Genomic DNA, 444 nt, shown 5'->3' on the forward strand with positions numbered 1-444 from the left:
GCGTTGGAGGGTCATGGTGTTTCTCCTGGCGTTATGGATGGCGGGGCAGCACGGTGATGGTGCCGGTCATGCCGGCCTGGTAATGGCCGGGGATGAGGCAGGCAAAGTCAAAGCTGCCTGCGCGGTTGAAGTGCCACACGATGTCGCCGGCCTTGCCTGCCGCCACATGGGTCATGTAAGGCTCGTCGTGTTCCATGCCCGGGTGCTTTTTCATCATTTCGGCGTGCTGGTCCAGCTCCGCCTTGGTGCCGATCACGATCTCGTGCAGCACCTGGCCTTTGTTCTGTGCGCGCAGCCGCACAGTGTCGCCCTCGCGCACTTCGATGTGGCGGGGGCTGAACCGCATGTCGTCGCCCATGCGCACGGTGATCGTGCGGCGCACCTGCTGGGCATCGCCTGCAATGCCCCAGTCTTTTTGCTCTTTGACCACGGGGCCTGTGGAGG

The 444-nt window shown here is 63.5% G+C and carries 1 protein-coding gene; it reads right to left on the reverse strand.

All coding sequences use genetic code 11. From position 1 onward, the window contains the following. Positions 1 to 31 precede the first annotated feature (31 nt). A partial coding sequence (locus GPA27_RS28445) for a cupredoxin domain-containing protein (protein ID WP_246261545.1) occupies positions 32 to 444 on the reverse strand: 413 nt, incomplete at its 5' end.

The organism is Aromatoleum toluolicum, from assembly GCF_012911005.2.
Taxonomy (GTDB): Bacteria; Pseudomonadota; Gammaproteobacteria; order Burkholderiales; family Rhodocyclaceae; genus Aromatoleum; species Aromatoleum toluolicum.